The sequence below is a fragment of the Isoptericola sp. Y581 genome (assembly GCF_059445475.1).
This window is the reverse complement of record NZ_JCAIUK010000009.1, coordinates 1-22,001: the sequence shown is the minus strand read 5'-3', so window position 1 is coordinate 22,001 and position 22,001 is coordinate 1. Positions and strand designations below refer to the sequence as shown.

The 22,001-nt window shown below is 69.6% G+C and carries 18 protein-coding genes and 1 pseudogene; 10 read left to right on the top strand and 9 right to left on the bottom strand.

Going from position 1 to position 22,001, the window contains the following annotated elements; all coding sequences use genetic code 11:
- Nucleotides 1–121 precede the first annotated feature (121 nt).
- Nucleotides 122–1,204, top strand: coding sequence for a LacI family DNA-binding transcriptional regulator (locus AC1C2W_RS16930; RefSeq protein WP_495413773.1), 1,083 nt, complete (start codon nt 122–124; stop codon nt 1,202–1,204).
- On the opposite strand, the gene AC1C2W_RS16925 is transcribed toward AC1C2W_RS16930, so the two are convergent.
- A complete protein-coding gene (locus AC1C2W_RS16925) occupies nt 1,201–2,055 on the bottom strand; it encodes a sugar phosphate isomerase/epimerase family protein (RefSeq protein ID WP_495413772.1) in 855 nt (284 codons plus the stop codon). The two genes, AC1C2W_RS16930 and AC1C2W_RS16925, sit on opposite strands and share 4 nt — an antisense overlap.
- A gap of 66 nt (nt 2,056–2,121) precedes the next feature.
- Between AC1C2W_RS16925 and AC1C2W_RS16920 the strand changes: the two genes are divergently transcribed.
- A complete protein-coding gene (locus AC1C2W_RS16920) occupies nt 2,122–3,318 on the top strand; it encodes a Gfo/Idh/MocA family protein (RefSeq protein WP_495413771.1) in 1,197 nt (398 codons plus the stop codon).
- A gap of 89 nt (nt 3,319–3,407) precedes the next feature.
- Here the strand turns inward: AC1C2W_RS16920 and AC1C2W_RS16915 are convergent, their stop codons facing one another.
- Both AC1C2W_RS16915 and AC1C2W_RS16910 read right to left on the bottom strand, forming a co-directional pair.
- A complete protein-coding gene (locus tag AC1C2W_RS16915) occupies nt 3,408–4,499 on the bottom strand; it encodes an inositol-3-phosphate synthase (RefSeq protein WP_495390822.1) in 1,092 nt (363 codons plus the stop codon).
- Nucleotides 4,496–5,179 (bottom strand): PadR family transcriptional regulator, encoded by a 684-nt coding sequence (locus AC1C2W_RS16910; RefSeq protein WP_495390823.1) that lies wholly within the window; start codon nt 5,177–5,179, stop codon nt 4,496–4,498. Before AC1C2W_RS16910 ends, AC1C2W_RS16915 begins: the two co-directional genes overlap by 4 nt.
- Before the next feature lie 323 nt (nt 5,180–5,502).
- Between AC1C2W_RS16910 and AC1C2W_RS16905 the strand changes: the two genes are divergently transcribed.
- The 5 genes from AC1C2W_RS16905 (at nt 5,503) to rplI (ending at nt 9,918) form a co-directional block, all read left to right on the top strand.
- Nucleotides 5,503–8,007, top strand: a complete 2,505-nt coding sequence (locus AC1C2W_RS16905) for a transglycosylase domain-containing protein (protein WP_495413770.1) — start codon at nt 5,503–5,505, stop codon at nt 8,005–8,007.
- A 157-nt stretch (nt 8,008–8,164) separates the two neighbouring features.
- Entirely contained in the window at nt 8,165–8,455 is a 291-nt protein-coding gene (gene rpsF, locus AC1C2W_RS16900) for a 30S ribosomal protein S6 (RefSeq protein WP_495390825.1), read from the top strand.
- 114 nt (nt 8,456–8,569) lie between these two features.
- Complete coding sequence (locus tag AC1C2W_RS16895) at nt 8,570–9,118, top strand: single-stranded DNA-binding protein (RefSeq protein WP_495390826.1); 549 nt, start codon at nt 8,570–8,572, stop codon at nt 9,116–9,118.
- Nucleotides 9,119–9,211: 93 nt separating this feature from the next.
- On the top strand, nt 9,212–9,448 hold the full coding sequence (gene rpsR / locus AC1C2W_RS16890; protein ID WP_495390827.1) for a 30S ribosomal protein S18: 237 nt from the start codon (nt 9,212–9,214) through the stop codon (nt 9,446–9,448).
- 20 nt (nt 9,449–9,468) lie between these two features.
- Complete coding sequence (gene rplI, locus AC1C2W_RS16885) at nt 9,469–9,918, top strand: 50S ribosomal protein L9 (RefSeq protein ID WP_495390828.1); 450 nt, start codon at nt 9,469–9,471, stop codon at nt 9,916–9,918.
- A gap of 126 nt (nt 9,919–10,044) precedes the next feature.
- On the opposite strand, the gene AC1C2W_RS16880 is transcribed toward rplI, so the two are convergent.
- The gene (locus AC1C2W_RS16880; protein WP_495413769.1) at nt 10,045–14,139 is read right to left on the bottom strand and encodes a carboxypeptidase regulatory-like domain-containing protein; all 4,095 of its coding nucleotides are present in this window, start codon (nt 14,137–14,139) and stop codon (nt 10,045–10,047) included.
- Between the two features lie 253 nt (nt 14,140–14,392).
- On the opposite strand from AC1C2W_RS16880, the gene AC1C2W_RS16875 reads away from it, so the two are divergent.
- On the top strand, nt 14,393–15,037 hold the full coding sequence (locus tag AC1C2W_RS16875) for a winged helix-turn-helix domain-containing protein (RefSeq protein WP_495413768.1): 645 nt from the start codon (nt 14,393–14,395) through the stop codon (nt 15,035–15,037).
- Between the two features lie 78 nt (nt 15,038–15,115).
- On the opposite strand, the gene AC1C2W_RS16870 is transcribed toward AC1C2W_RS16875, so the two are convergent.
- Nucleotides 15,116–16,420, bottom strand: a complete 1,305-nt coding sequence (locus AC1C2W_RS16870; protein WP_495413858.1) for an MATE family efflux transporter — start codon at nt 16,418–16,420, stop codon at nt 15,116–15,118.
- A gap of 434 nt (nt 16,421–16,854) precedes the next feature.
- On the opposite strand from AC1C2W_RS16870, the gene dnaB reads away from it, so the two are divergent.
- Nucleotides 16,855–18,645 carry a replicative DNA helicase gene (dnaB, locus tag AC1C2W_RS16865; RefSeq protein WP_495413767.1) on the top strand — a complete coding sequence of 597 codons (1,791 nt, stop codon included), beginning with the start codon at nt 16,855–16,857 and terminating at the stop codon, nt 18,643–18,645.
- Nucleotides 18,646–18,777: 132 nt separating this feature from the next.
- Nucleotides 18,778–19,029 carry a transposase gene (locus tag AC1C2W_RS16860; RefSeq protein ID WP_495413857.1) on the top strand — a complete coding sequence of 84 codons (252 nt, stop codon included), beginning with the start codon at nt 18,778–18,780 and terminating at the stop codon, nt 19,027–19,029.
- Nucleotides 19,030–19,134: 105 nt separating this feature from the next.
- Here the strand turns inward: AC1C2W_RS16860 and AC1C2W_RS16855 are convergent, their stop codons facing one another.
- From AC1C2W_RS16855 to AC1C2W_RS16840, 4 genes and pseudogenes are all read right to left on the bottom strand, one after another.
- Nucleotides 19,135–20,091 carry a S41 family peptidase gene (locus AC1C2W_RS16855; RefSeq protein ID WP_495413766.1) on the bottom strand — a complete coding sequence of 319 codons (957 nt, stop codon included), beginning with the start codon at nt 20,089–20,091 and terminating at the stop codon, nt 19,135–19,137.
- Between the two features lie 189 nt (nt 20,092–20,280).
- The gene (locus AC1C2W_RS16850; RefSeq protein WP_495413765.1) at nt 20,281–21,144 is read right to left on the bottom strand and encodes a hypothetical protein; all 864 of its coding nucleotides are present in this window, start codon (nt 21,142–21,144) and stop codon (nt 20,281–20,283) included.
- Nucleotides 21,137–21,556 (bottom strand): BlaI/MecI/CopY family transcriptional regulator, encoded by a 420-nt coding sequence (locus tag AC1C2W_RS16845; RefSeq protein WP_495413764.1) that lies wholly within the window; start codon nt 21,554–21,556, stop codon nt 21,137–21,139. The genes AC1C2W_RS16850 and AC1C2W_RS16845 overlap by 8 nt, the downstream gene beginning before the upstream one ends.
- A gap of 24 nt (nt 21,557–21,580) precedes the next feature.
- A pseudogene (locus tag AC1C2W_RS16840) lies at nt 21,581–21,769 on the bottom strand (transposase); the annotation flags it as partial.
- Nucleotides 21,770–22,001: the final 232 nt, after the last annotated feature.

Below are 22,001 nucleotides of genomic sequence, written 5' to 3'. Positions count from 1 at the left end.
TGCGCAAGTTCGAAGGATACTCGGCGGTTATCCGCGATTCTCACAGGCGCCTATCGGGGATGCAATCCCCGCTCGCGTACATTAGTTGCGCAACTTCATCGTCCGGTTCTATGGTCGCGCCATGACCTCGGCGCGCCGCACCACCCTCGCCGACGTGGCCGAGGTGGCCGGCACCACCGTCCCGACCGTCTCGAAGGTGCTGGGTGGCCGGTCGGACGTCTCCGCGGCGACCCGCGCCCGCGTCATGCGTGCGGTCGCGGAGCTCGGCTATCGCGGCCGCGCCGGACGCGGGCTCGCGGCGCGGGGGGACCGGCCGCCGCTCGTCGACCTCGTGCTCAGCGGCGTCGAGGGCACCTGGGCGAACCGGGCTCTCAGCGGGGTGGAGCGCGGCGCCACGGCCGCCGGGATCGACATCGTCGTCTCCGTGGCCCGCCGACCGGACGACTCCTGGCTCGCGCGCCTGCTCGCGCGCGACCTGCGCGGCGCGGTGCTGGCGCTGGTCGACACGACGAGCGAGCAGCTCGCGACGCTCGCCGCAGCCCAGGTGCCCGTGGTGCTGCTCGACCCGGTGTCGCAGCCCCCCGGCACCGTCGCCAGCGTGGGCGCGACGAACTGGGCCGGGGGGCGCGCGGCCGCCGACCACCTCGTCGGGCTCGGGCACCGTCGCCTCGCCGTCGTGGGCGGACGGCGCGCGCACCTCTACAGCCAGGCGCGCATCGACGGGTTCCGCTCGGCGGTCACGGACGCCGGCCTCGACCTCCCCGACGACCGGGTGGTGCACACGGACTGGCGGCGTCCCAGCGCGCGCGACGACGCGACGGAGCTCTTGCGGGCCACGGACCGGCCCACGGGGATCTTCGCGTGCTCCGACACCATGGCGATCGGCGTGTACGACGCGGCGGACGCGCTGGGCCTGCGGATCCCCGAGGACGTCAGCGTCGTCGGCTTCGACGACCTGCCCGAGGGCCAGTGGGCCCGCCCCGCCCTGACCACGGTGCGCCAGCCCATCGCGGAGATGGGGGAGGCCGCCCTGCGGATGCTGCTGCGCATCAGCGCCGACCCGTCCCGGGACGCGCCCCGGGAGGAGCTCGCCACGACGCTCGTCGTGCGCGGCTCCTCGGCGCCGCCCGGTGAGAAGCCCGGTGAGAAGCCCGGTGAGAAGCGGCCTGGTGAGAAGCGGCCTGGTGAGAAGCGGCCCGGCTAGAACAGGTCGCCGTACCCGAGGGCGACCAGGTTGTCGTACGACGTCTGGAGGCACTCGAACGGTGTGCGCCCGTAGTGCTCGTCCTGCTCGACGAGCAGGTACTCCGCGCCGATCGCGACGCTCGTGTCGATGATCGACCGGAAGTCGAGGTTGCCCTCGCCGACCTCGGCGAACTGCACGATCTGCTTGAGCTCGTCCTGCCACGGGCCCTGGTCGCCGGCGTCGAGCGCCTCGAACACGGCGGCAGGCATCCGCCCGATCCGGTAGTCCTTGAGGTGCACCATGGCCACGCGCCCGTCGTACCTGCGCAGCGTCGCGACCGGGTCGAGGCCGCCGCGCTGCACCCAGTGCACGTCGATCTCGAAGCCGACGAGCGGCGAGCGCTCGGCGACGACGTCGAGCAGGTACCGCCCGTCGTACCTCGCGAAGTCGACGTGGTGGTTGTGGTAATAGAGCCGGATGCCGTGCTCGGCCAGCCCTGCCGCGACCTCGTTGCACCGGTCCGCGAACTCCTCGACCGTCTTCGTCGACGCCATCGCCGCGGCCGGGAGCATGCCGATGCGGATCATCTCCGCGCCGAGCGCGTGCGCGTCCGCGACGAACGTGTCGAAGTGGGTCGTGAGGGACTCGCCGCCCCGTGGGGCGGTCAGGCCGCCGGAGATGGACGCGATCTCGATGCCGAGCTCGTCGCGCACCCGCGCCAGCTCGGCCACGTTCTCGGTCGACATCTCGACCATCGAGATCTCCGCCGCGCGGTAGCCGATCTCGCGCACCCGCTCGAAGGTCTCGAACAGCCCGCGCTGCGCGAACTCACCGCGGAGCATCATCGTCTGGACACCGATGGTCGCCACTGGAACAACTCCTTCGTCGTGGGACAGCGTGATCGATCACCTGCTGCATGCATAGGATGCTGCGCCATGACCGCTACGCCACACCTGAGCACACGCCCGGACCTGTCGTCACCGCTGCGTGTCGCGATCGTCGGCTGCGGGGTCATCGGACGCCTGCACGCCGAGGTCGCCGCTGAAAACGCCGACCTCGACGTCGTCGCTCTGGTCGACCCGCACGCCGAACGGACCGGCTCCGTGGTCGAGCTGCTGGCGGCCGCCGGGCGGCCCGCCCCCCGGATCCACGCGACCCTCGCCGCCGCGCTCGCCGAGGGCGGGATCGACGTCGTCAGCGTCTGCACGCCGAGCGGCGAGCACGCGCTCCTCGCGCTCGAGGCGCTCGAGGCCGGGACGCACGTCGTCGTGGAGAAGCCGCTGGACGTCTCGCTCGAGCCCGTCCGCCGCCTGCGCGACGCCGCGGCCGCGCGGCCCGACCAGGTCGTGGCCGTGATCTCCCAGCACCGGCACGACGAGTCCGCCCTCGCCGTCCGCCGCGCACTCGACGCGGGCCGGTTCGGCCGCATCACGTCGGCCGTCGCCAACGTCGACTGGTACCGCACGCAGGGCTACTACGACTCCGGCGAGTGGCGCGGCACGTGGGCGCTCGACGGCGGCGGGGCCCTGATGAACCAGGGGGTCCACACGCTCGACCTGCTGCTGTGGTACCTGGGCGAGCCGATCGACGTCGTCGCGCACACCGCGCGGCTCGGCCACGACGGCATCGAGGTGGAGGACGTCGCGGTCGCGATCCTCCGGTTCGCCTCCGGCGCGCTCGCGACGCTGCACGCCTCGACGACGGTCTACCCCGACCTCGGGGTGCGGCTGCAGGTGCACGGGACGGCGGGGTCCGCGGTCATCGAGGCCGACGAGCTCACGTTCTTCCACGCGCAGGACGCCGAGGACGGGGGCTGGAACGCCAACCAGGCGGCCGCCGAGATCGGCCGCTCGGGCGCGAACGGCTCGTCGCGCGGGGCGCTCGACCCGAACGAGTCCCACGTGGCGCAGTACGGCAGCTCGCACGCGACCCAGTGGGCCGACATCGTGGCGGCGATCGGTGAGCGCCGGGCGCCGTGGGTGACGCTCGACGACGGGCTGCGCGCGCTCGCCACGGTGCGCGCCGTCTACCTGTCTGCCACCCTCGGCCGCGCCGTGCGCGTCGCCGACGTCCTCGACGGCGACTACGACGACGTGGTCACCCGCACAGGGTCCGTCGAGCTGGTCGGCTGACCCCGCCGGTAGAGCCTGTCGAAACCCGTTGGTCGAGCCTGTCGAAACCCGGTCGTCGGGGTTTCGACAGGCTCGACCGGCGAGCGGTGTCAGCGCTCGATGTCGCCGCGGATGAACGACTCCAGCTGGGCGCGGCCCGCGGTGTCCTCCATCTGCACGGGCGGGGACTTCATGAAGTAGGTCGACGCCGAGAGGATCGGGCCGCCGACGCCGCGGTCCAGGGCGATCTTCGCCGCGCGGACGGCGTCGATGATGATGCCGGCGGAGTTGGGGGAGTCCCACACCTCGAGCTTGTACTCCAGGTTCAGGGGCACCTCGCCGAACGCGCGGCCCTCGAGGCGGACGTACGCCCACTTGCGGTCGTCGAGCCACGCGATGTAGTCCGAGGGGCCGATGTGGACGTTGCGGTCCTCCTTCTTGCCGCCGAGTGCGCCGGTGAGGTTCGAGGTCACCGCCTGCGTCTTGGAGACCTTCTTCGACTCGAGGCGGTCGCGCTGCAGCATGTTCTTGAAGTCCATGTTGCCGCCGACGTTGAGCTGGTAGGTGCGGTCGAGCACGACGCCGCGGTCCTCGAACAGCTTGGCCAGCACGCGGTGCGTGATCGTGGCGCCGACCTGCGACTTGATGTCGTCGCCGACGATCGGCACCCCCGCGTCCTCGAACTTCTTGGCCCACTCGGGGTCGGAGGCGATGAAGACCGGCAGCGCGTTGACGAAGGCCACCTTGGCGTCGATGGCGCACTGCGCGTAGAACTTGTCGGCTGCCTCGGAGCCCACCGGGAGGTAGGAGACGAGGACGTCGACCTTCGCGTCCTTGAGCGCCTGCACGACGTCGACCGCCTGGGCGTCCGACTCGTCGATCGTCGCCTGGTAGTAGTCGCCGAGGCCGTCGAGCGTGGGGCCGCGCTGGACCATGACGCCGGTGGGCGGCACGTCCGCGATCTTGATCGTGTTGTTCTCCGAGGCGTGGATCGCCTCGGCGAGGTCGAAGCCGACCTTCTTCGCGTCGACGTCGAACGCCGCCACGAACTCCAGGTCACGCACGTGGTATTCGCCGAGCTGCACGTGCATGAGGCCAGGGACGGTGTCGGACGGGTCGGCGTCTCGGTAGTAGTGCACGCCCTGGATCAGGGACGATGCACAGTTTCCGACACCGACGATGGCAACGCGGACGGAGGTCATCCTCGCTCCTTGTTTCTCTGGGCCGGGGTGTCGTGCACCCCGGCGCTGTGGTCGCGGTCGCGGCCGAGAGCCCGGTCGCGTTCCGTGGTGATGAGTCCGTCGAGCCAACGCACTTCGCGCTCGACCTGTTCGAGCCCGTGGCGCTGCAGTTCGAGGGTGTACTCGTCGAGCCGCTCGCGGGTGCGTGCGGCAGACTCTCGGACCGCCTCCAGCCGCTCGGTGAGCCGGGTACGCCGACCCTCGAGGATACGGATGCGGGTCTCGGCGTCCGTCTGCGCGAAGAACGCGAAGCGGACGTCGAAGTTCTCGTCCTCCCAGGCGGCCGGCCCGGACGAAGCGAGGACGGTCTGCAGGTGCTCCTTGCCGTCCGCCGTCAGCCGGTACACGATCCGCCCGCGCCGCCCCGTGAGGGGCGCCTTGCTGGTGGACCTGCCGGCGGACTTGGCGGACTGGCGGGAACCCGACACCCGCGCCCCGGCGGCGGGAGCCTCGTGCTCGACGGTCTCGATGAGGCCGCGGGCGACGAGGGACTTCAGCGCAGGGTAGAGGGTGCCGTAGGAGAACGCGCGGAACGAGCCGAGCAGCAGGTTGAGCCGCTTGCGCAGCTCGTACCCGTGCAGCGGGGCGGAGTTGAGCAGGCCGAGGATGGCCGTCTCGAGCACCACAGACCTGCTGCGCACGAGGGTTCCCCTCCCTGTTCGATGCTTCCGTCCTGTCGACGTGCTGTGCCGACCCGTCGTGTCGACCTATCGAGTCGATACATCGCGACAATAGGACCCGTCGGCACCCGCGCGCAACGGCAGCATCGTCGCCGCACGTCCCGGTCAGTTGTGAAGGTTCCGCGAAGCGCGGGCCAGGGGGCTGGGGATGGTCGGGAAGAACCGTCGCCCGAGGCGCCTGAGGCTCCCGTCGGCGGCCCCGGATCGCCTAGTGTTCCCTGTGGTCCGCTGGCCGGAGTGCGCCCACGTGAGCGCCCCCGGTCCCGCACGACGAAAGGCTTGACGTGGCGAGGAGACGTCGCTTCTGGAACTATCCGCGCCCCCACAAGGGCGTGCTGCAGCGATGGCTGCCCTCGTGGCGCGTCGTCCTCGGCACCGGCCTCACCGGCGCAGCCCTGGCCGCCGGCCTGTTCGTGGCCGCGTGGAGCACGACGACGATCCCGGGCGGCCTGGACGAGGTCAGCAACCAGGCCACCACCGTCTACTGGGCGAACGGCAAGGAGATGGGCACGTTCGCCGAGCAGAAGCGCGAGATCGTCGCGCTCGAGGACCTGCCGGCCTACGTGGGCAACTCCGTCGTCGCCTCCGAGGACTCCACGTTCTGGACCAACAGCGGCATCGACCCCAAGGGCATCGCGCGCGCCTTGTACAGCAACATCAAGAGCAACTCCACGCAGGGCGCCTCCACGCTCACGCAGCAGTACGTGGAGCGCTACTACATGGACACGACGACGTCGTACGCGGGCAAGGCACGCGAGGCGATCATCGCGCTCAAGGTGGCGCAGACGCAGCCCAAGGAGGAGGTGCTGGAGAACTACCTCAACACCATCTACTGGGGGCGCGGCACCTACGGCATCCAGGCGGCGTCGAAGGAGTACTTCAACAAGGACGCGAAGGACCTCACGCCGTCTGAGGCGGCGCTGCTCTCGGGCATCATCCCGTCGCCGGTGAACTGGGACCCGTCGATCAACCCCAAGCAGGCGGAGTTCCGCTGGGACCGCAGCATCCGCGAGATGTACGAGCAGGGGTACATCACGAAGGAGGAGCACGCCAAGGCGGAGTTCCCCGAGTTCCAGAAGAAGAAGGAAGCCTCCAACACCCGGGGCGGGCAGGTGGGCTACCTGATGCAGGCCGTGCGCAAGGAGCTGGTGAAGACCGACTCCAACCCGGACGCCCCGTTCACCGACCAGGAGCTCGAGACCCTCGGCCTGCAGATCACCACCACGTTCGACAAGAAGCTGCAGAAGACCGCCGTCCAGGTGGAGAAGACGCTGCACGAGGACGGCACCTACGGCAAGGCGAGCAAGAACGCGCGCATGTCGCTGGTGTCGATGGACCCCAAGACCGGCGGGATCAAGGCGCTGTACGGCGGGCCGGACTACGTCAAGCAGTCGCTCAACACCGCCACGCAGGACGTGGTCCAGGCGGGCTCGACCTTCAAGCCGTTCACGCTCATCGGGGCTCTGGAGAAGGGCCACACCCTCGACGAGACGTTCGACGGCAACTCGCCCAAGGTCTTCCCGGACGCCGACAACGGCGGGGAGTGGGACGTCGGGAACTTCGGTGGTGAGAGCCTCGGGGAGGTCAGCCTGGAGAAGGCGACCGCGAACTCCGTGAACACCGCGTACGCCGAGCTCAACCTGGAGATCGGGCCCGAGACCACGGCGGACGTGGCGTACCGCGCGGGCATCCGCAAGTCCGAGAAGAACGCGATCCCGGTCGAGCCGTCGAACGTGCTGGGCACCGCCTCGATCTACCCGATCGACCTCGCCCGCGCCTACTCCACCATCGCCGCGGGCGGGTACCGGACGACGCCGCACGTGGTGGAGAAGGTCGAGACCCTGGACGGCCGCGAGTTCTACAAGGGCCCGCAGGAGCAGGAGAAGGAGTTCGAGGCCGAGGACATCACCGCGGCGACCTATGCCATGACCAAGGTGGTCGAGGAGGGCTCGGGCGACACCGCCCAGGAGCTCGATCGCCCCGTGGCCGGCAAGACCGGTACCTCGCAGGACAACGTGTCCGCGTGGTTCGCGGGCTTCGTTCCCCAGCTCACCACCGTCGTCGGGCTGCGCCAGTACAAGACGCTCGACCTCGACGAGGGCAAGATGGGCGGGCAGACCTCGATCGACGACTTCGGCGAGTACAGCGAGATCACCGGTGGCTCGTGGCCCGTACGCGCCTGGACCGACTTCATGAAGGTCGCGACCGAGGGCATGGACGTCGTCGAGTTCCCCGAGTACGTGCCGCCGCAGCCCACGTTCACGCCGTCGCCCACCCCCACCGAGACCGAGGACGCGATGGTCACCGTGCCGGATCTCGTCGGGCAGGACGTGGCCTCCGCCACCCAGCAGCTGCAGGGGCTGGAGCTCAAGGTGCGCACGCAGTCGCAGAAGAGCGACCAGCCCAAGGGCACGGTGCTGCAGATGTCGGGCGCGAACACCGAGGTGCCGGTGGGCACGACCATCACGCTCGTGGTGTCGACCGGCGAGCCGGAGGAGCCCGAGCAGGTGGCGGTGCCGGACCTCGCCGGGCAGCCCCGCACGTCCGCCGAGCAGATCCTGCACGGTGACTCGCTCCAGCCGAACATCAGCGAGGAGTTCAGCGACGACGTCCCGGTGGGCAACGTCATCCGCACGGAACCCGGGCCCGGCGCGAGCGTCGACCCCGGCTCGAGCGTGACGCTCGTCGTATCCAAGGGGCCGGAGGGCAAGGGGAACGGCAACGGCCCGACCGACGAGCCCACCGGCGACACGACCGACAAACCGGGCTGGCCGCTCGGCGGGGACTGACCCGATTTCGGGACGCCCTCCATGGCGGGTATCCTGATCCACTGGCTGTGCCTGTCGTCCCGGACCGTTCCGGGACAGAAGGTCGGCCGACGCACGAAGAACCCTCCTGTCACGGAACGACCGTGACCGCTGAGACCAGAGGAGGTGGGTTGAACACATGCGTCAGTACGAACTGATGGTGATCCTGGACCCGGAGGTCGAGGAGCGCACCGTGGCTCCGTCGCTGGACAAGTACCTGTCGGTCATCTCGACCGACGGCGGCTCCGTCGACAAGGTCGACATCTGGGGCCGTCGCCGCCTGGCGTACGACATCACCAAGCGTTCCGAGGGCATCTACGCCGTCGTCGACTTCACGTCGACGCCGGACACCGCGAAGGAGCTGGACCGCCAGCTCGGCCTCAACGAGGTCGTGCTGCGTACCAAGATCCTGCGCGCCGACGCCCGCTGAGACCTGAACCGAATCTCTGCCCCCGTCGCGGGCGGCATCCTCGTCGATGGCGTGGATGTCACTGCCTCGTGATGGGATCCCCTCACGACTCTCGGACGAACGAAGGAGCATGGCATGGCTGGTGAGACCGTCATCACGGTCGTCGGAAACCTGGTCGCGGACCCGGAGCTGCGCTTCACCCCGTCAGGGGCTGCCGTCGCCAACTTCCGCATCGCGTCCACGCCGCGCACCTTCGACCGTCAGACCAACGAGTGGAAGGACGGCGAAGCGCTGTTCCTGGCCTGCTCGGTCTGGCGCGATGCCGCTGAGAACGTGGCCGAGTCGCTGACGAAGGGCATGCGCGTCGTCGTGCAGGGCCGTCTGACTCAGCGCTCGTACGAGACCCGCGAGGGGGAGAAGCGCACCGTCGTGGAGCTGCAGGTCGACGAGGTCGGCCCTTCGCTGAGGTACGCCTCGGCGAAGGTCACCCGCGCGCAGCGTTCCGGCGGCGGTGGCGGCTTCGGCGGCGGCGGCAACCAGGGGGGCGGCTTCGGCGGCTCCCAGGGTGGCGGCCAGCCCGGCGGAGGTTCCGGTTCTTCCGGCGGCGGTCAGAGCAACGACCCGTGGGCCACGGCCGGTCCCGCCACCTCCGGTGGCGGGTTCTCGGACGAGCCCCCGTTCTGATCGATCGCCCGTCCCCAGATCACCCCGTCCCGCGCGACGTCGGCCACTGCGGCCGGCGCGGCGTGTGGACTGCACCTGTGAAGGAGCAACACCATGGCAAAGCCTGTGGTGCGCAAGCCCAAGAAGAAGGCTAACCCGCTCAAGACGGCCAAGATCGAGACCGTCGACTACAAGGACACTGTGCTGCTGCGCAAGTTCATCTCCGACCGCGGCAAGATCCGCGCGCGTCGCGTGACCGGCGTCTCCGTCCAGGAGCAGCGCCAGATCGCCCGCGCGGTGAAGAACGCCCGTGAGATGGCCCTGCTGCCGTACTCGTCCTCGGCCCGCTGACCGGAAAGGATCACTGAATCATGTCGAAGCTGATCCTGACCCACGAGGTCACCGGTCTCGGTGAGCCCGGGGACGTCGTCGAGGTGAAGGACGGGTACGCCCGGAACTTCCTCATCCCGCGTCGCCTGGCTACCCCGTGGACCAAGGGCGCCGAGTCGCAGGTCTCCGCGATCCGCAAGGCTCGCAAGTCCCGCGAGATCGCCTCGTTCGACGACGCCAAGGCCGCCGCGGACTCGCTGGCTGCCAAGACGGTCGTCGTCACGGCGCACGCCGGCGAGTCCGGCCGTCTGTTCGGTGCCGTCACCACCGGTGACATCGCCGACGCGGTCGTCGCCGCCTCGGGTCCTCAGGTGGACAAGCGCAAGATCGAGATCGGCCAGCCGATCAAGACGACCGGTGACTACACCGTGTCGGTGCGCCTCCACCCCGAGGTCTCCGCGAAGATCTCCGTGAAGGTCGTCGCCGGCTGAGTCCGCTCACCGGTGGTCGCGCCTGACGAGACCACGAACGACGGCCCCGGTTCCTCTCGCGAGGGACCGGGGCCGTCGTCGTTCGTCCTGTCAGGTCGAGCTGTCAGGCCGTGACCACGCGAGCGGTCACGGCAGCGGCTTCAGGTCGACGTTGTAGACCGCCGTCTGGCCGGCGACGATCGGCGCCGTGCGGACGGCGGGGATGAACCCGTTCGCCGCGACGACCATCTGGAGCGGCCCGTTGGCCTTGGGCATCCAGTACCCGTACGTGCCGTCGGCCCCCGTGACGAGGGTCTTGTCGTATGCCTTGCCGTCGAGGTGTACGACGGCGCCGTCGAGCGGGTCGCCCCCGCCGGTGACCGTGCCGGTGACCTTGCCCCAGCCGCCCGGCGCCTTGACGGTCATCAGCGCCGCGACGGTCGGTGCGGTGTACGGGGTGTTCCCGCCCACGGTGACCGTGGCGGAGTACGCCCCGGGCTGCTCGACCGCGGCCGTGAAGGTCGCCGCTGCCCGGACGCTGGCGCCCGGTGCGAGGGTGACGCTCGGCGGCTGGACGTCCAGCCACTCCACCCCGCCGCCCGACGTCTCACCGGACACGTTCATCACGATGTGCATTCCGGGGTAGCCGATCTCGGCGGTGTCGGTCGGCTCCGGCATGGAGCAGCTCTCCGAGCGCAGGTACGACGGCGCCGTCTGACCGGCGTCGTTCGACCCGACGAAGAACCAGCCGCCCGCCGGGACGTCGACCTCGACGACGAGGGTGGCGCCCGCGGGCACCTCGCCCTCCACCGGCACGGACACGACGGTGCCGCCCGCGTCGGTGCCGATGGTAGCCTCGGCGCTGCCGATCAGCGTCATGTTCGCGTACACGAGGTCGCCCTCGAGCGTGTACAGGTTGACGGTGAGCGGCTGGGCCACCTGCACGGCCTCGACGGCGAACGACACGGCCGAGACGTCGAACGTCCCGTCGATGCCGAAGTCGTCCAGCGTGAAGGTGCGCAGGTAGGCGTTGTCCTGCGTGGTCACCTGGTTGGTGCAGGCCACGGAGTTGTTCGCCACGATGTCCTGCGACGCGGAGTGGGTGAGCACCGTGTCCTCGAGCGGGACCGCGGAGAGGTCCGGCGTGACGGTCCCGGCCTTGGCGCCGGACGACGCGAGACCGGACTTGCCGTCGGCCTTGCCGAGGCCGGAGCCCTGGGTGCCGATCGACGACCCGCTCGAGTCGGGCACGGTCGCCTTCTCGGTGACGTGCGAGATCACGCCGCCGGAGCCGGCGTCGAGCATCTCGAACCCGCTACCGCCCACGCCCAGGTCGAGCTCGACGGGAACCGTCCCCGTGTTCTTCACCTGGAAGGCGCGCGACGCGGTGCCACCCATCGCGAGGCTCGCGTTGATGCTCTCCTTGTTCACCTCGAGCCGGCCCGCCGCCAGCGCGGCGTCGCGGGTCACGACCTGGCCGTCCTCGGTGAGGGCGGCGTCGCTGGTGGCGCTCTCGTACTGGTCGGCCTCGATGACGAGCCCGTACCGCTCGAGCGGCAGCAGGGCGGCGTAGGTGCCGTCCTCCGCAGTGGTCACCGTCGTGACGTCCCCGTCGTCCTTCGACGTGAGCGTGACGTCGGCGCCCTCGACCGGATCGCCGGTGTTGCCGTCCGTGATCGTGCCTGTGACGGTGCCCATGTCGGCGAGGTCGTACGTGATCGACAGGCCGTCCGAGACGGCCGCCGCGTTGTACGAGAACTGCGACGCGACCGCGCCCGCCTCGTCCTCGATGCCGACCGTCGCGGAGCTGCCGCGCGCGGTGTCGGTGTCCGTCACCGGGCCGTAGCCCAGGACGACGCGCCCGTCGGCGACCAGCGTGGCCGAGAAGGTCAGGCGGTCCGTCACCGGTGCGCGCCTGCGCACGTCGCGCCACTCGAGCACGAACGCGTCGAGGCCGTCCACGGTGGTGGCGCCCGTGTACACGCCGGACTCCTCGTCCACCTGCAGGTCGTCCCAGAACGCGTACACGCCGGCGTTCGGCGTCGCCGCGGCGGGGATGGCGACGTTGCTGTAGGCCGTCGAGGTCGCGAGGAAGTTCAGGAACCCGTTGGTCGACACGAACGCGGAGTCGTACTCCTCGCCGTAGAACGGGAACGCGAACGGCAGCTCGACCTCGGTCGCGGCGTCGTCCCCCGTGAGGTCGAGCAGCGTGTCGCCGGTCGCGGCCCCGTCCGACCCGGTGGCGCAGTAGTAGCCGTTGTCGTCGACCAGGCGGCTCAGGGTGGCGTCGACCGACTCGTCGCCGTCCACCACGACCTCCGTGCTGAACGGCGTGGCGCACGTGCCGGCCGAGACGCTCAGCGTGTACGTGCCTTCGGGCACGTCGGCGAAGGCGAAGGTGCCGTCGGCCCCGGTCGTGACCGGGTCCAGCGGGCCGGAGAGCTCGACGAGCGCGCCCTCGGTGGGCGCCCCGTCCCGCTCGCTGACCGTGCCGGTGACGGCGTGGGCCGGCGCGTGCTCCAGCGTGATCGGCACGGTGACCGTCTCGTCGACGGTGACCGTGACGTCGGCCGGTGCCGAGGCGAGGAACCCGAAGGCCGTCGCGCTCACCGCGTAGTCGCCGACGGCGAGCTGCGCCGCGAAGGCGCCCTCGGCGTCGGTCGTGACGGTGCGGTCGGACGCGCCGTCGAAGGTGACCTCGGCGCCCGCAACCGCGGCGCCGTCGCCGTCCGTGACGGAGCCGGCCACCTCGCCGGTGTCGCCGATCGGCGCCGCGTCGAGCAGGGCCATGACGTCGAGCTTGCCCTCGCCCCACACGTTGTTGTCGGCGGCGGTGCCGCCGCAGGTGGTGTCGTCCACGTCCACCGCGGCACCGTCGAGCAGCGCCTCGGTCTCCTCGATCTGACCGACGAGGCTCGGGGCCGCGCTCCACAGCAGCGCGACCGCCCCCGCGAGGTGCGGGGCCGCCATCGACGTGCCCGAGTACGAGCCGTAGCCGTCACCCGGCAGCGAGGAGCGCACGTTGACGCCGGGCGCCGAGAGGTTCGGCTTCACGCCGTCGTTCTCGCCCGTGCCCCGCGACGAGAACGAGGCGATGGCCCCGCTCGAGTCGAAGGCGCCGGCGGCGTATGTCGCCTCGTTGGCGCCCGGGGACGACGTCGTGTTGCACGCGGGTCCCTCGTTGCCCGCCGACCAGGAGCCGAAGATGCCGGCGGCCTCCCAGGCGGCGATCTCGTCGGTCATGAAGTCGTCGATCGCGCCGGCGGCGCTCATACCCCAGGAGTTGTTGACGACCTGCGGCCGCTGGGCCGGGTCCGGGTCGCTCCCGTCGGTCCTGGTCGGCGCGAGGATCCACTGCCCCGACTCGATCAGGTCGGCGTCGGAGCAGGTGGCGCAGCCGTTGGCCGCGATCCAGTCGGCACCCGGGGCGACGCCGATCTGGTTGCCCGCCCCGTCGTCACCGACCATGGTGCCCATGGTGTGGCTGCCGTGCCCGTCGTTGTCGCAGGGGGTGTCACCGGTGCAGGCGTTCGAGGAGTCGAACCAGTTGTAGTCGTCGACGACGGTGCCGTCGTCCTGGAGGCCGCGGTACTGCGCCGCGAGGGCGGGGTGGTCGGCCTGCGCGCCCGTGTCGATGTTCGACACCGTGATGCCCTGGCCCGTGTAGCCCAGGGCCCAGGCGTCGTCGGCGTTGATCGCCTGCACGCCCCACTCGACGGCCTGCGTGCCCTTGTCGGCCGCCTTCTTGCGCTCGACCGGTTCCACCAGCTCCAGCACCTTCGTCGGGCTGATGCGGGCCACCTCGGACGAGGTGGCGAGGTCGTTCGCGAGGGCGAGGGTGCCGTCGGTGACGAGCACCCGGTTGGAGATCCAGAACGTCTCGTACTCGGCGTCGGTCGCGTCGAGCTGCTTGACCAGGCCGGACTGCGACTGCTGAGCGACCTTGGTCAGCGTGTCGTAGACGTACTGGCCGCGGTCGTCCCAGTCGGCGATGCCCTTCGCGGCGCCGAGGTCGGCGGTGTCCGCCATCTCGACCCAGAAGTCGGCGGGGCCCTTCTCCAGCGCGGACTGGGTCTTGGCGGTGATCTTGTCCTCGGGGTCAGGGACGGCGCCCGACGGCGCGAGCGGCGGATCGGCGGTGGCGGCGAACGCCGGCGCCACCCCGGCCGCGGACGTGGCTAGGAGCGCGAGGGCCGCGCTCGTCGCGACCCACCCCCTCCTCCTACTGATCGGAGAGTGCACGGTACCTCCAGGTGAGGGTGTCCCCGGATCGCGGGGACGTCGTGACGGGCGCCCGATCGGGACCCACCTTGCAGCCCATCCGATGTGACCTGCGACAACAAGGACGGGCGAGGGCCAGTTCGCGGTCAGTCCGGGGGCAGGTCCGGGTCGGCGGGGCCGCCCGTCGGCGCGCAGCATCGTCGAGACTCTGATAGGCACCTGGGTAAACGATGTCCGCGTCCCCCTCGGCGCGTGTGTCGGACGGAGGAAAGCGATGCCCCACGAACACCCCGCCGAGCTGGTCGGCGGCTACGTCCTGTGCATCGGCCTCCCGCTGAAGCGGGTGGGCGAGGTGGCCAGGCTGCTGCGCGGCCGTGCCGCGGTGATCGCGACCGCGGACACCGATGGCGCGCGCACCCTGCTCGGGCCCTTGCTCGAGCCCCAGGACGACGCGGACCCACCGGTCCACGCGCTGTCCGTCAAGGTGCACACCGCCGTGCCGCCGGCCGAGGACCGGACGGGGCCCAGGGTCTCCGTCGTCGCACACGCCCCGGACACCGGGCCCACCACCCGGCCCGCCGACCGCCCCGACGGCGACGTCGGCGATCCGCCGGTCGCCGGCCGGATCGTGCTGGGCGCGCTCGAGGTCGACCTGGCGGCGCGGGAGGTCACGGCGGCCGGCATCCCGGTGCACCTTTCGCTGCGTGAGTTCGACCTGCTGGTGGCGCTCGCGTCCGCACCGGACCGGGTGTGGTCGTTCGCAGAGCTCACCCGCACCGTGTGGCGCACCGGCTACCTCGGCGACCCCGACGCGGTGGTCTCCGCGGTGAAGCGCCTGCGCAAGCGCCTGCACGTGCTCCCCGAGCTGCGCGTGTCGTCCGTACGCGGCATCGGGTACCGGTTGCGCGTGCCGGTCTGACAGCGCTGCCGGTCGAGCCGCCGGCTGTACTTCCCGCGGGGCTGCGTCACACGCCGTTCACCTGGCGGCCCGAGGGCGTCACGCGCCCGTGACCATCCACCGGTCGTTGCGGGCGCGCAGGCCCGTGGTGAGCGCGCGGGCCAGCATGAACACGCCGGCGAATGCCGCCCACAGCCAGGCGAGCCCGACGGCGCCGTCCGGCGCCCAGGCGCGGACGGCGAGGGCGAACGGCACGTAGGCCACCAGCGTGAGCATGCCCGCCCAGGCGAGGAAGCGGCCGTCGCCGGCGCCGATGAGGACGCCGTCGAGCACGAACACCCACCCCGCCATCGGCATGAGCACGCCCGTGACCACCAGCCCGGCCGTGATCGCGACGCGCACGTCCGGGTCGGAGGTGAACAGCGGGGCGATCCACCACCCGGACGCGGCGAACACGACGCCGATCACCACGCCCGCACCCACCCCCCACTGCAGGGAGCGGCGCAGCACCGCGCGTACCCGGCCGACGTCTCCCGAGCCCAGCGCATGGCCCACCAGCGCCTGCCCGGCGATGGCGAGCGCGTCCAGCGCGAACGCCGCCAGGCCCCACAGGCTGTTGACCACCTGGTAGCCCGCGAGGGCCGTGGCGCCGAGGCCCGTGGCCACGGCCACCGTCAGCAGGATCGCCAGGCGCAGCGACGCCGTGCGGACGAACAGTGGCGCGCCCGCGCGGGCGTTCGCCCAGATCCCCGCGTGGTGGGGCCGCAGCGACGCGTGGTGGCGCCGGGCGCCGCGCACCACGACGACGGTCAGCACGGCCGCCATCGCGAGCTGCGTGGCCGCCGTGCCGATCGCCGAGCCGGCGATGCCCAGGCCGGCGCCGTAGACGAGCGTCACCGAGAGGATCGCGTTGACGACGGCGCCCGACGACGCGACCCACAGCGGCGTGCGGGTGTCCTGCAGGCCGCGCAGCACGCCCGTCGACGCGAGCACCACGAGCATCCCCGGCAGCCCGACGACGGACCAGCGCAGGTAGGTCGTGGCGTACCCCGCGATGTCGTCGCCCGCGCCCATCGCCCCCACGGCCCACGGGGCGCTCGCGGCCAGCACGGCGGCGAGGACGGCGCCGAGCCCGAGGGCGAGCCACATGCCGTCGATGCCGGACTGGAGGGCGTCGCGGGTGCGGCCGGCGCCCACGAGGCGCGCGACGGCGGCGGTGGTCGCGTACGCGAGGAACACGCACAGGCCGACCATCGTCACCAGCAGGGTGGAGGCGACGGACAGGCCGGCGAGCTGCGCGGTGCCGAGGTGGCCGACGACGGCGCTGTCGACCAGGATGAACAACGGCTCGGCGACGAGCGCGCCCAGCGCCGGGAGGGCGAGGGCGAGGATGTCGCGGTCGATGCGGCGCCGGGCGCCCCTGTGGACAACCGGCTCGGTGTCGGGTGAAGGTGCGTGACCGTCCGGCGGCGCCGGTGAAGAAGGCCTGTCGCCGGGGTGTCCGCCGTCTGGATCCGAGGTGCGGTGCAACTCACCCAACTTCTTTCTCCTCCACAGCCTGAGGGTAATGTCGGCGCAGGTCAGCGCGCCGCCAGAAGTTGTACACAGCCGATATCCCCAGTTGTGCACATGCCTGTCCACCGACCGTGCACAGGGTGAGCCACCCTATCCACAGGCTCGTCCACAACTGCGTCCACAGCGCCCGTTGCTTTGCGTCGCGGGCGCGCCTAGCGTCGTCCGCGGTGTCAGTGGCCCACGGTAGAACGTGGACCTGACAGCGAGGAGTCGGTGTCCGGTGACGGACCGGACGTCGGTGACGGCGGGGGAGCGAGGTGGGCATGTCGATCGAGGAGCTCGAGGCGGGATTCGGGGGGGCGCCGCGCGCCACTTTCGACCGCACACCTCCTCAGGATCTTGCCGCCGAGATGAGCGTGCTCGGCGGCATGCTGCTCTCCAAGGACGCCATCGCCGACGTCGTCGAGCAGATCCGCGGCAACGACTTCTACCGCCCCGCGCACGAGGCCGTCTACGACGCCATCATCGACCTCTACGGCCGTGGTGAGCCCGCCGACGCCATCACCGTGGTCGCCGAGCTCACCAAGCGCGGCGAGCTCACCCGCGTCGGCGGCGCGCCGTACATCCACGACCTCATGGCCGGCGTCCCCACCGCCGCGAACGCCGGGTACTACGCGCGCATCGTGCAGGAGCGCGCCGTGCTGCGCCGCCTCGTCGAGGCCGGCACCAAGATCGTGCAGCTCGGGTACGCCACCGACGGCGGCGACGTCGAGGGCATCGTCAACACCGCGCAGGCCGAGATCTACGCGGTCACCGAGCGGAAGACCTCCGAGGACTTCCTGCCGCTCGCCGAGATCATCGGCGGCACCATGGACGAGATCGAGGCCGCCGGGAACCGCGGCGAGGGCATGGTCGGCGTGCCCACCGGGTTCGCCGACCTCGACCGCCTCACCAACGGTCTGCACCCCGGGCAGATGATCGTCATCGCCGCCCGCCCGGCGATGGGCAAGGCGCTGGCGCTCGACACGCCCCTGCCCACGCCGACCGGCTGGACCACCATGGGCGACGTCGCCGTGGGCGACGAGCTGATCGCCGCGGACGGCACGCCTACCCGCGTCGTGCGCGCCACCGACGTGATGACCGGTCGCCCCTGCTACGAGGTCGTCTTCGACGACGGGACGACGATCGTCGCGGACGCCTGGCACGAGTGGTCGTCGAGCACTTCGGGCGACCCGGCGGACGCCGTGATCCGCACGACCGAGGACATCGTCCGCTCGATGCGCGACGGCGCCGCGCACACCGTCGCTCGACCGGGCGTGGCGTGGAAGATCGTCGACGTGGTCGCGGTCGGGTCCGTCCCGGTGCGTTGTGTCGAGATCGAGCATCCGTCGCACCTGTACCTGGCGAGCCGCGCCATGATCCCGACGCACAACTCGACGCTGGCCATCGACATCGCCCGCTCGGCGTCGGTCAGGAACGGGCAGACGTCCGTCGTCTTCTCGCTGGAGATGAGCCGCAACGAGATCACGATGCGTCTGCTCTCCGCCGAGGCGCGTGTGCACCTGCAGAAGCTGCGCAACGGCTCCATGGGCGAGGACGACTGGCAGAAGCTCGCCAAGGTGATGGGCAAGATCTCCGAGGCGCCGCTGTTCATCGACGACTCGCCGAACATGTCGCTCACCGAGATCCGCGCCAAGTGCCGGCGGCTCAAGCAGAAGCACGACCTGAAGCTCGTCGTCATCGACTACCTGCAGCTCATGAGCTCCGGCAAGAAGGTCGAATCGCGCCAGCAGGAGGTCTCCGAGTTCTCCCGCGCCCTGAAGCTCCTGGCCAAGGAGATCGGCGTCCCCGTCATTGCGCTGTCGCAGCTGAACCGTGGACCAGAGCAGCGGCAGGACAAGAAGCCTGCTATGTCGGACTTGCGCGAGTCTGGGTCAATTGAGCAAGATGCGGACATGGTGATCCTTTTGCACCGCGAGGACGCCTATGAGAAGGAATCGCCGCGTGCCGGTGAGGCCGACCTGATCGTCGCGAAGCACCGCAACGGTCCCACCGACACCATCACCGTCGCGTTCCAGGGGCACTACTCACGCTTCGTCGACATGCAGTCCTGACACCCGCGGCGCGGATTGTCGAGATGCAACCTAGTTTTCTCGATCTCTCACATAGCAACTTGACCGTGGAATGAACCATCCGTTGCACGGCGGTGAGACTGCTGCGACGCCTGTCAGGGGAGCTGTCCCCGACTGATGGCCGTCACACGAAGCAGTAATTCGTTCCACACCTGCCCCATCCCCGAAGTAGCGCGCCTCGGACGAACCCTGCGCCGCTGGCACTCCGCGTTCCTGGCCTACTTCACCACCGACCGGGCGAACAGCTGCCCCACCGAGGCCATCAACGGCATCATCGAGCTCCACCGCCGGATCGCCCGCGGCTACCGCAACTGCGACCACTACCGGCTACGCATGCTCCTCGCCGCTGGCGGACTCACCCCATGATCCCCACCGGAACGGCGGAGAGCTGCAAAGCGCTGCGATATTCAGCGAATGACATAAGATACGTCTCGAATTCCGCATATCGAGTGGCGATTGATCGCGCTCAGATCAGTTGCAACCATGTTGGCTCAGCCATTCAATTGCGGCGCGGTCTGCGAGGCCGGGGACTGTTTCATTTCCCGGTGCAATGGGGAGTTCGTCAAGGTTCACGCCGTCGCGATCGACATAGACACTTCCGGTCAGTATGAGGAGCGCGCCATCGTAGAGGGTGTGAATCGCGTTAGCGGAACTGTATCCCGCGCTGGGGGTCCCAAAGGACTGGACGTTATCCAGTCCACGAAACACTGTGAGTACTGCTTCGCCGCTGGACGCCGTTTTCTCGTCCTGAAGGACCGCGATGGGGCGATCGTTCGCTTTGGCGACCTCGGGAATCATGGTTGTTGTGGTGCCCCCGATTCCTGCACCGTCGTTCTGCACGGTCACGATCGTTTCAGCGCCGCTGTGTGTGAGGAACGACATCGCCGGCCCATTGGGCAACAACGGCGAGACGCCTGAAAGCATGGGGTACATATTGCCGCCCGTGTTGCCTCGGAGATCGACGATCCATCCGCAGGTGTCCGGGTTTGCTTCCGCGATCCCTTGGGCGGCGGTCTCTGCGTATTCGTTTTGCTGCTCGCTCGACACGCTGCCGAGCGCTGGCACGGTCACCGTGGTGATTCCGGATTCGTTCGTGACGCTTGGCGGCGTGAAATCCGCGGTGGCTAGCTCCGCTGACTGCGCTGCTTCTTCGGGGGTGAGGAAGAAGGAGTGCTTTCCTCCGGCGACAGTGGCCGCCGAAGCCAGCGGCGCGTGCAGCTGTTCGATGGCTGTAGCCTCGGAAGCGGCCTCTTCTACTTCGGCACGCTCCGCTTCCCACTCGGGTCCTTCCGCGTAGTGGCCGGTATCCATGATGCCGAGGGCTATGTCGGCGTAGCGCGCCGACGAAGGGGGCACCAAGTACACGCCGAACTGCGGTCCATAATTGTGTACGGCCCAGCCGCCTGCAGCGACAATGAGTGCAAGCACGCCACCCCCGATCCCCAACTTCCGGAGCCATCCGCGCCGCTTTCGGCGTGGTGCGGGACGGCTTTTGTCAGTGTGTTCTTGTTCGTTCTGATTTCCCGAAGCAGTGATCATTAGTTCATTCCTATCTGCTACGTTGCGTAGCACTTCAAGTGGTGGGTATCTCAGCGCTTTAGAGCGGAGCGGCGGGTCTTACAAGAGCAGGAGCCAGATCGGGACGATCGCCGTGCTCACCGCCACCACTGCTAGGGTCAGTCGCCGGTCAGGCCCGTGAGCAAGTGCCACAAGCCGTCGCTCCGTGCTGTTCAGGTCGCTGAATCCCGGAGCCGATGCGGACATTCGCGCGGTCGCGATGTCGACGACTGCTCGGGCCACGCGAACGCGACCGAGCTGACGGACTGCTGAGGCGTCCGCGGACTCTTCTAGCGCGTCACGTAGGTCGCCCAGTAAGCGTCGGGAGCCGGGAATCCACCACCACAGCGCCAGCGACGCGCATGCAAGCACAGCAATGAGTGAGTGATGCCCGCGCACGTGCGCCTGCTCATGACGCAGAACAGCTGCCCCATGTTCGCTCTCCCAGATATCAGCAGATAGCAGTACCCGGGGACGCCAGAGACCAATCGTGCACGCGATCGATCGGCCCGACACAAGGACGAAGCCTGCCTGATGTCGCTCTCCTAGTAGTCGGGCTGAGAGCGCGTACGCCTGATGGCTCGCACGGACCAATAGAACGATTAGCGCGGCGGGAGGAACGAGGAGCAGCGCCGCCGCGACCAGCGCCGCGACGGTGTGAGCGATCCACTCCGTCGGGGCCGGGTAGTTCGCCACCCCCCATGCGATCGAAGCCCGCCACGGCACCGGCAGGTGCGACGCCACTGCAGGGATATACGGTACGGCCATCGCGACGACTGGCAGAATAATCAGGGCGAAGAGCACGCCCGCTCGAACCCGCGGTTCCGTCCGCTGCAGCGCCGGGCGGCAGGCGACCCAGATCGTGCGCAACATGATCGGCGCAAGCAGTAGCACCATCTGCGGGTACGCCAGCAGCTCAGCCATCGACCCCTCCTCCCTCGGCTTCCATGTCCCGAAGAAGTCGGCGCAACCTTTCTAGCCGGACGGGGTCTTGCCGGGCGCGATCGACGAAGAACGACACCGCTAGATCACCGTGTCGATCCAGAAGATCGTCGACCATGCCTTGAGTGACCAGTGCCTCGGTCTTCGCTCGAGTGCGAACGGCGGCATAGATAAATTGCTTTCCCTCGCGTTCCCGGGCGAGTTCCCCTTTGACCACCAGTCGTTCCATGATGGTCTTCACCGTGCTGTAGGCCGCTTGGTGGCCATCGTGGGCCAGCGCCGATTGCACCGTCCGCACATCCACCGGGGCAGACTCCCACACGTGCTCCATTACCAGCACTTCCAGCGGTCCATAGTGGGCAGATAGCGTCGAGGATCGGTTGCGCGCAGTCATGCTACACAGCGTAGCAGTCGCACGTCAAGAGGTCAGACATCCCGATCTTCGCGCCGCCCCATAGGCGGAATCTCGAGGGTATAGTTGCTGTCTGAAGCCTCCGGCTTCCAGGAGTGATCGGGCGATGTAGTGAGTGAGGTTGCGGAAGCCGATGGCGGAGCTGCGTAGGTGCTCGAGGCGGCCGTTGATGGCCTCGGTCGGGCCGTTGGAGGTGCAGGAGCAGGTCGGTTCGCCACGCTTCATAGTTTCAAACTCTATCCATAAAGTCATTTACGACACGCGACACTAGTAGGGCGGTAGCTGTCGAGGTGGTGTGACCGATAGTGGGCCCCTGTCGCGTCGACGGTTGGTCGCTGATTGTCAATGGAACGGGTCTGAGGTTTTCTCACCAGCGTGATCGCCGGGTCCCGCGTTGAAGGTTGAGTAGCACGAGTGCTGCGGCGGT